Source organism: Shigella sp. FC1567 (genome assembly GCF_001743015.1).
GTDB lineage: Bacteria > Pseudomonadota > Gammaproteobacteria > Enterobacterales > Enterobacteriaceae > Escherichia > Escherichia coli.
Window position 1 is genome coordinate 1 of record NZ_MIIV01000082.1, and the last position, 8544, is coordinate 8544.

Genomic DNA, 8544 nt, shown 5'->3' on the forward strand with positions numbered 1-8544 from the left:
CATCGTCGCCCTTCCACTGGTTATCCCAGCCCTCAGGCTTCACTTTAAAGTACGGCGGGTCCGTGACTATCAGGTCAACAGAATTTTCGGGTAACGACCGGATAAATTCCAGGCAGTCGGCGTTGATTAACTCACAACTGGATATTTTTACAGTATTAAGCATGGATCATTAAGCCTGTCTCTGATAGGCTCATTCTGCTTTTGCGCAAAGCAGTGGGCCTGAGGTTTGCTTGTGAACCCAACGCATGAGCAGATGGCTGGTGGGTGCCCCTAACACCCACCAGCGCCCATTTACCACAAATAAAAAAGCCTTCACTGCGGAAGGCGTCTGTAACAACCGAACTGATAGTCTGCCAGATCCGCCATAACCAGCTGGGTCAGTATTAACTGGCAGCGTTCGCGTGAAAGGTAAGTATTCTGCGCTATCTCCCCGACTGTCGCCGGTTCGGTAACGCTTAATTCATTAAACACCACTCTGGCGGTTTCTGTCATATCCTGCTGTTTTAGCATGTCTTTTTCCCTTTTCCGGTTAACGTGACACACCAATAACTCTTGTCGAAAAAGCCAGCAAGCTGAAAGACAGGTATTCACCGCCACCAGCGCGTTTACTATACTGACGCGATTTCAGTCATAAAAAACCCGCCAGGCGGCGGGGTGTAAAAAATCTTCTAACGTCAGGCATAAAACGCCCATCGTTAGAGCAAATTTACCACAGATTCGGGAAAAATCAACAACACTATCGCGTTACCCTCTTTAACTGCCGCTCCGCCCATGCCTCTTCAATGTCAAACCGAACCACCAACGTATCGTAAAAGCGTTTCACTGATTTTTTCCACGTATCAAGCGTGATAGCACTCGTCACTTTGCATATGGCATTAAATGCCTCCGTTGATGGTAGTCTTTCACAGCCACGACCACCACAACGCTGGCAGTCTCTGATAACAGGCATACCACGTTTTACCGACTCTTCACGATGAATGGCGACACCACGCCCACGGCAATCCTTACAGGCGGTGGAAACCTCACCCTTTCCGCCACACTCCGGACAGGCAACTTTTACCACCTCCCTGACTTTTTTCCATTCTTCCCAGTAAGACGGATACACACCTTTCGTACACTTTGCCCATACCGGCGGCTTACCATCCGGATACTGGATCTTGTTTGTAAAAACCTCGCTTTCAATAAATTTTTTTCCGTGACAGCAGGAGCACTGTTTTTTGCTCGCCGCGCTACGGGCATAATCTTCAAACGCATACGAAGCCATAATACGCATCACTGCCGGTTTTATTTCTGCCGGGAGTTTTCTTAACGCCGCCACGCGATCACACCGACTGAGTGCATATTCTGTCAGCAATTCTGTTGCCCGCTCTCTGTCATTCATACTAATGCCCATTTTCCCAAGGAACGCAGAAAACCCCATCTCAGCCCGATTCTGTGTCATGCCCTGCGCGGCCATCACATCAGTGATACTCAGCGCATCTTTCGACGTTGAGGCCGATGCATCAGTCAGGCCGGGGGATTTTGGGGAGTAGTATTTCGGTAAATCTTCCAGTTTCATTTTTTGACCTGCCCTTCAAGCATTATGGGGTAAATCTTCACGCCCAGCCGCCCCCCAGGAACGCGCTGACCGCGCACAATATTGATTTCATCAAACTGCTCGTCGTCTATGAGAAGTCCGGCATGCGTCAGCGCATCCAGTGGTGCTTTCAGAATATTGTCCAGGTCGCGACGACGCTTATCCGGTGGCTCTGCAATCACCTTTATCGCCAGCCTTCCGGACAGGCTTAATTTCAGCCGCTGCTGGCGAACAATAAGCGCCACAGCCCGGCGATAACGCTTTCCCTCCTCCGAGATAAAATATGTGCTGCCACGGCGTCGCCAGTAAGTGTTCACCGTCGGCGGGTAAGGTAAAACCAAATCTATGAGCATCAGTCACCTCTTTTACCCAAGCACGCCAGTTGCAAAGGCGTGATCAAGAAAACGAAAAATTAAATCAACCTGAGAACCATGCTTTTCTTCGAACGCCAGAGGATCCGCATGAAGCTCGTTGTGATGCTCCCGACACAGCGGTAGCGTGAAAATATCGTGAGATTTTGTCCCCATTCCGCCCTGACCATGACCAATCAGGTGATGGGGATCGTCGGCTGGCTTACCACAACACGCACACGGCTGTGTCTTCACCCAGCGTGTGTATTTCTCGTTAACCCAGCGGCGACGTTTAGGTCGTTTCATGAAAGATTCCGGAGACTCAGGATCAACGGCAATGCTGACCACCGTCTCTTCCTGTGGCGGGTTTTGCTGGTGGGCGTGAGACAGCGGCGCAAGATTTTTTGTGCGCTGCTTCAGTATGCTGGTGGCGGTCTGCTCTCCCGGTACGATGTCGCTTTCACGGTACATTGAGCGGATTTTTTCCGCACGCAACCCCAGCGAACGACGTAATACCGCTTCCGGTAGCGCGTCCGCCACCTGATTGCGGACCGCCCACCAGGATAATTCAGCCAGCGATAATTCCCGTTCCTGCGAGCCATTCATTGCATGGAGTATGACGTCAATCATCCATGCAGACAGGTTTTGGTGAGCAAGTTGCCCGAGTGATTCGGAGGTCTGGTCGCGCAGCTGGTTGTCGCAGTGCCAGCACAACACCATTGCGCCGGTACCATAACGGTGAATGACGGTTTCACTGTGGTGATAATCGCCGTGTGGCCACTGGCAGGATTTAACATGGCGCAGTAACCAGTCAGACAATGCGCCAGCGCCACCAGCAGCACGAATCACTCGTTCGTCGCTGAAAAATGGCAGTAATGATTTATCCTCCGCCAGCGGCTGGCGAACGGCAGGAACGACCCCGGACGACAGATTACGCATGCTTTTCGGTTCCGGCTCCACCAGTACCCGGGTATTGTGGAATACCGGCATGGATTCACGGCCCGGCTTAACGATCACCAGCCCGAGTTCCGGTACCAGAACAGGTCGAAGTAATACCCGCACGTTACCTCCAGATACGTTGCTGGAATGTGCGGGACGGACGCGGTGGCCGTTCGGAGTAAGGGAGCCTGACGGAGATTATCCAGTGACGGTAGTCGAGGCTAAGGGCTTTTTTAACCTCGCATCCGCGCCTGCGGTAACACTGAATGAGCCAATCGGCCTGTTCTTCAGTGCATGGGGGATGCTGGTACCAGTCTGACTTAAATGCATGAGAATACCGCTCGTGCGTGTGGGCAAGAACGGTCGAATTATCATGATTGTAATATTTTGCGTTGCGTGCCATCGGTTTTCTCCGGTGGCACGGTGTTACTCAGCGGGAGTTCAGCCCCGCGCAAGATTGTAGATGAGTTTATTCTTCTGAAAAAGCAGAAAAGCCAGCTTTTATTCCGATCTCTTTCAATGCCTGTAATGAAGTGACAAACTCACCGTCGCGCAAGATAAATCCGTCCGTCACTCGGGCATCCACAAAATTAATTAACGCAGCCCCATTTTTTTGCAAACACACAATGCGGTAATGACTAACAATATTTCCATTTTCAACGCACACAGCATAGAGGCCATCTTCACAAAAAATTTTACGCAGTTCTTCGATGTTCATCATCAGAATCCTTCCGGATAATTAGCTCTCCCCTTTAAGGGACCATCCCTCTTATCCCTGCGCGCTACTTAAGTATTTTTGATTCTATTCCGGCACCGTCCAGAACTTCAAACGCGTTGAAAATAAAAACAAAAACCCGCCGAAGCGGGTTAAGTGCGGGTGCGTTGAGGATGCCTGCCACATCAGAGGTGGCGAGGGATTTCTCCCTCGCCGGGTCTCTTACTCCTCAGGTTCGTAAGCTGTGAAGACAGCGACCTCCGTCTGGCCGGTTCGGATTCGTACCTCGCAGAGGTCTTTCCTCGTTACCAGTGCCGTCACTATGACGGTTAAACAGATGACGATCAGGGCGATTAGCATCGCCTTTTGCTGCTTCATAGCCTGCTTCTCCTTGCCTTTCGGCACGTAAGAGGCTAACCTACGTGTGTAGAGCATAGATATGGCCTCAGATTAATGTTAAGCGTCTTGCCGGACGCGTAATGTTAACTGGGGCTTTTCTCTATCTGCCTTTGGTGTTGATGCCCGAGGCAGATAGCCTCAAGCACCCGCAGCAATTCTACTTAACTACCGTTACCTCGCCAATATGAAATCAATCAGAAAGGTGATCCATAAGAACAACAGCAAGACAATAAATTGCCATTACAGCAGCAATAGCCAGCGCACATTTGAGAACCAGCACCACAACCTCCTGTATTGGACGTACACCAGTCCTGATAAATATGAGGCTGTCTCGTCAGTGATTCAATACAACTACTGGGTATAGTTTCTATGATTTTGTTCTGTGGAAATGGAAAACAGCAACCAGTCACCACCAGCACTTCTTTAAACATGCCAAGTCACACGCAAGCCAACATTATAGTTCCCTTTGAGCGAGCAGATGAAGCTAGCAAAAATATTGATCACTTAGGATGCATTACTAACGTTGCTATGTGTTAACGAACAGGGAGTGGGTCATCAGCATAAATATTTATGCAGTAGGTTTCTTTTAGGACTAGATTAATCAAAAACATTTAGATAAAATTATAAAATCAAGAAATTGGTGGCAATTAATCTTTAATTGTGCCAGCTGAATTTCGTTATTATAGAAGATTAGCTTTTTTTTGAATGTTTGGAGAGTAAAATGTTAGAACCACCAAAGAGTTATAATGAAATGTTGCCTATGCTCCATAAGGCGACTTTTATTACTACATTTATATTTTACCTATCATTAGTCATTTATGGCTACATGCCATTGGTTGGCATTAATGCCAAGTATATCCCCCCCGTTAAAGACTACGAGGAATTTATTAAATGGATATTAACCTTTGGCATATTACCAATTGCATCTTCAGTTTTTTGGTCAGTAATTAGTGGAGCTTTAGATCTACATAATAATGTAGCAAAAATTATTGGAATAAGGAAGATGTGGGATAGTCATTTAATTATTAAACCATTAGCAAAAATTGCAGGCGTTACGAGAAAATTAACTACTGATGAATCTCACAAGGTAATGAGTAAACTGTATTACCCAGAAGTTAAAGAGTTAAAAGACAAACATTACGTTGAACTTTTCTGGAACAAAGTTTATTACTTTTGGGTTTTCTTTGAACATACAGTAATCGCATTTGTTACTATTTTAATAATAAGTATCGCCAAATTAACAAATATATTCTCTGTTACTGGCTCTTTAATTAATCTTTGGTTGTGGATTATTTCTCTTGTCGCATTTGACTTCCTTATTTTCATAGCATCAGTTAAACCAAGAACAGAAAGCCAAGTAAGACAAATACCTGATAGCAAAATAAAAGAATTCTTTAACAATAACAATATTTTTTTAAACGAGGTTGATTTTGAATTACAAAATAAATGGAATAAACATACGTTCAGAAAATGCAGCGAAACCGCACACTATGCCATCTAACTATCTCTGTAAACAGATTGAAAGCACTAATAAAAATGGCAATGCCCTTGATTTTGGATGTGGAAAACTTAGATATTCAGAACAATTAGTAAATAAATTTGAAACTGTGACATTTTTAGATTCCAGAAGACAACTAGAAAGAGTGCAAATTATCAGAGGTGTACAAACCACGATTCCAGATTACGTGATAAATAACTATAAGAATGCTAATATTGTTTCTTATGAAAATATAGATAAAATAACAAATCATTATGATTTCATACTTTGCGCAAACGTGCTTTCCGCAATTCCATGTGAATCCACAATTCACAAAGTCCTCAGTGCGATTAGAGAATTATTAAAGAGTGATGGTGAAGCACTGATTGTCAATCAATACAAAAGTTCTTATTTCAAGAGGTACGAGAGCGGTATTAAACATTTGCATGGGTATATATACCAAAACTCTCGTAATGCTTTCTACTATGGTTTATTAGATGTGGATACTGTAAGTAAAATATGCTCAGATAATAATTTAGAAATAATAAAATCATGGAGCAAAGCAGGTAGTTCATATGTGGTTGTTGGTAAACATATACATATTTAGTTTATTTCAACAAATTATTAGAAAGAGTGATTTGCTTGTTAATTATTAGCTCGGCAGTGCCGGATCAACATGACCCTGCCACTTAGGCCATTGCCGGTTTATCTACTTTTGTAAGGTTCAGCATGAAGTTTTTATATACTCTTCCTAATATCAATAGTGATGCTCGCTTATGTTAGCTGCTTCTTGTACATAGTAGCCTTCTCCGACAGTACTGCAATGAGCGGAGAGTAAAAGTCGATAAACAATAAGGAGGTTCACAATAAATATTTCTCGGTGAAACTTTCAAAGCATTCTCTGTTTTGCTAAATCGACAATTATAAATCAACAACATTTAGTGTTATATCAATATTATTTAGCCTTGCAATCTCTGATGAATCACTTGCTATTTTAGCTTTTAATTTATCAATATTAATCATATCTTCATGGCTTATATAAACCATATCACCTTGGTTAACTTTAGATTTGTTCACTATGGCTTGAATAACAGACAAATCATCCATTACACCTCTCATAAATTTCACCATGCTTTGATCTTTGAAGTCAGATATCGATTTTGAACGTTGCTTACGTTGAATTGTTCCTTTTGTAATTACTTCATTAATTTCTTTTAAACCAGTGAGCATATCAGACAGACTGCCTTCGCAACTCATCCGATGTTTTATTGCATTGCGATTAATAATATTGAGTATAATTTCGAGTGAATCTTTATCACTCCATGGATGTAATGATGTATAATCATGATGGCGTCGAATGGCGTCAATCATATCCTGGACCATATCTTCATCTGCTTTATCGCAAAGTTCATTCACGAAATAGCTGGGGTCGATTATTTTACAATAACTTGGAGTTAGGTATCTTGAGGCTTTACAAAAACCAAAAATATATAAAGTAGAGTATTTATCTTTCAGACTCTCTCCTATTTCATTTGTTTCCTCAAAAGATTCGATAGTTTTTTTAATTTTTGCTGGACTTGCATTCGTAGTAACTTGAACTGCTATCATGTTTTTATTATCAGCTAAATCAATGGCGGGAAAATTAACTTTAATCTGATTCATGTTTACCAGTTCACCCATTTTCAGCGCGCGAAACATAAAGATGGTCAATGACTCAATTATTCTTTCCATGTCATGAAAGCCTGCCTGTTTGCGTTGCGCGATATAAAGCTGGAGTAGTGCAATATCACTCTGTAAGTTTCTAATAAGTGGATCAATCATAGCTAATAATCCTTTTCAATGAAGCTGGAGGTGTGTTTAACTATTAGTTAAATTTCTATTTTTATAGAAACAAGCTTTACAACTTCATCAAAGTTTCTCAAATCCTAATCCACTTTGCAAATCCACTAACCATGCTGAATGCTTTCTGTTGTTAAACATATCCGCTGCTGGCACCAAGCAGACAAACACACTAACTCTACCCTACTCCACAAAAGAGCCAATCAATATCTGAACTAATAAACTTTAATCTCATCACTTCAATAAATATCGAGCATTTCCCTGATAGAATGCTAGTATGCGCTGCATAACTTCACTCTTCCGGCACTCGCGACAGATTATGTTCTGACGCCTGTCGTAGCGACGTATTTCTCCGTCAGGTAATGACCAGATAAGGTCCGGATCAACCGCAGATGGTTCCTTCAGCTTTGCCCTTGAGAGCTTTTTACGGGCATTTTGCCAGTCCTTACGCGCCTGTTCAGACGGGAATAACCCGTAACCAGAGTTGTATACATCGCCGCTGGCAACCAGCTCTCTTGCGAGAACGCTCATCAGATATCTTGTCGCACCTGTCTTGACTTCCAGTTGCCGTAACGTCTCACGACCGCTCTGGCGCACGAGTTCCACCACCTGCCCTTTAATTTTTTCCCGCTCTTCTTGTGTAAAAACTTTTGCCACAAGTCCCCCTTAAAATTACCTCATGACCTGAAATCAAAACTTATCCTCTGAAACCAGGCGGAATTTCTGTATCCGGTTCAGAAATATGATTAACACAACGCTGTACAGGTGAACGCCCCAGGCGGATGACCAGTTCGTCCCATTTTTCGCGGAGCTTTGACGGGCTCATGATGTTTTTTACCCAGAACGGATCCCGCTGTACCCGACCAAACATTTCACAAATTTGTCTGTTGAACCGCCCCGGGAATCCTGGAGACTAAACTCCCTGAGAAAGAGGTAAACAGGATGACTAAAAATACTCGTTTTTCCCCCGAAGTCCGTCAGAGGGCGATTCGTATGGTTCTGGAAAGTCAGGGCGAATATGACTCACAGTGGGCGGCAATTTGTTCCATTGCCCCAAAGATTGGCTGTACACCGGAGACTCTGCGTGTCTGGGTACGCCAGCATGAGCGGGATACCGGAGGCGGTGATGGCGGGCTCACCACCGCTGAACGTCAGCGTCTGAAAGAGCTGGAACGTGAAAATCGTGAACTGCGCCGCAGTAACGATATCCTTCGCCAGGCTTCCGCTTATTTTGCGAAGGCGGAGTTCG

General features: G+C 44.0%; 11 protein-coding genes and 3 pseudogenes. 3 read left to right on the plus strand and 11 right to left on the minus strand.

The window, feature by feature from the left end; translation table 11 throughout:
- From BHE85_RS06460 to hokD, 8 genes and pseudogenes are all read right to left on the minus strand, one after another.
- Positions 1 to 163, minus strand: a pseudogene (locus BHE85_RS06460) (site-specific DNA-methyltransferase); the annotation flags it as partial.
- A 112-nt stretch (positions 164 to 275) separates the two neighbouring features.
- A pseudogene (locus tag BHE85_RS06465) lies at positions 276 to 510 on the minus strand (hypothetical protein); the annotation flags it as partial.
- Between the two features lie 226 nt (positions 511 to 736).
- On the minus strand, positions 737 to 1558 hold the full coding sequence (locus tag BHE85_RS06470; protein WP_000762908.1) for an antitermination protein: 822 nt from the start codon (positions 1556 to 1558) through the stop codon (positions 737 to 739).
- Positions 1555 to 1929, minus strand: a complete 375-nt coding sequence (locus BHE85_RS06475; RefSeq protein WP_000904106.1) for a RusA family crossover junction endodeoxyribonuclease — start codon at positions 1927 to 1929, stop codon at positions 1555 to 1557. The genes BHE85_RS06470 and BHE85_RS06475 overlap by 4 nt, the downstream gene beginning before the upstream one ends.
- A 12-nt stretch (positions 1930 to 1941) precedes the next feature.
- On the minus strand, positions 1942 to 2988 hold the full coding sequence (locus BHE85_RS06480; protein ID WP_001265118.1) for a DUF968 domain-containing protein: 1047 nt from the start codon (positions 2986 to 2988) through the stop codon (positions 1942 to 1944).
- Between the two features lies 1 nt (position 2989).
- The gene (locus BHE85_RS06485) at positions 2990 to 3268 is read right to left on the minus strand and encodes a hypothetical protein (protein ID WP_032340036.1); all 279 of its coding nucleotides are present in this window, start codon (positions 3266 to 3268) and stop codon (positions 2990 to 2992) included.
- Positions 3269 to 3334: 66 nt separating this feature from the next.
- On the minus strand, positions 3335 to 3586 hold the full coding sequence (gene rem / locus BHE85_RS06490; protein ID WP_000980987.1) for a protein Rem: 252 nt from the start codon (positions 3584 to 3586) through the stop codon (positions 3335 to 3337).
- 216 nt (positions 3587 to 3802) lie between these two features.
- Positions 3803 to 3958, minus strand: a complete 156-nt coding sequence (gene hokD, locus BHE85_RS06495) for a type I toxin-antitoxin system toxin HokD (RefSeq protein ID WP_000813254.1) — start codon at positions 3956 to 3958, stop codon at positions 3803 to 3805.
- A 742-nt stretch (positions 3959 to 4700) separates the two neighbouring features.
- On the opposite strand from hokD, the gene BHE85_RS06510 reads away from it, so the two are divergent.
- Positions 4701 to 5480 (plus strand): hypothetical protein, encoded by a 780-nt coding sequence (locus tag BHE85_RS06510; protein WP_242412319.1) that lies wholly within the window; start codon positions 4701 to 4703, stop codon positions 5478 to 5480.
- Positions 5470 to 6063: a class I SAM-dependent methyltransferase gene (locus tag BHE85_RS06515; protein ID WP_001139852.1), complete on the plus strand. Its 594-nt coding sequence runs from the start codon at positions 5470 to 5472 to the stop codon at positions 6061 to 6063. Before BHE85_RS06510 ends, BHE85_RS06515 begins: the two co-directional genes overlap by 11 nt.
- A 314-nt stretch (positions 6064 to 6377) precedes the next feature.
- Here the strand turns inward: BHE85_RS06515 and BHE85_RS06520 are convergent, their stop codons facing one another.
- The 3 genes and pseudogenes from BHE85_RS06520 to BHE85_RS06530 all read right to left on the minus strand — a co-directional run.
- Entirely contained in the window at positions 6378 to 7277 is a 900-nt protein-coding gene (locus tag BHE85_RS06520; protein ID WP_000566847.1) for an SMEK domain-containing protein, read from the minus strand.
- A 252-nt stretch (positions 7278 to 7529) separates the two neighbouring features.
- Complete coding sequence (locus tag BHE85_RS06525; protein ID WP_001151218.1) at positions 7530 to 7952, minus strand: DUF977 family protein; 423 nt, start codon at positions 7950 to 7952, stop codon at positions 7530 to 7532.
- A 40-nt stretch (positions 7953 to 7992) separates the two neighbouring features.
- Positions 7993 to 8193, minus strand: a pseudogene (locus BHE85_RS06530) (hypothetical protein); the annotation flags it as partial.
- Between the two features lie 44 nt (positions 8194 to 8237).
- Between BHE85_RS06530 and BHE85_RS06535 the strand changes: the two are divergent.
- The coding region (locus BHE85_RS06535; RefSeq protein WP_032219445.1) for a transposase at positions 8238 to 8544 on the plus strand (307 nt) is incomplete at its 3' end.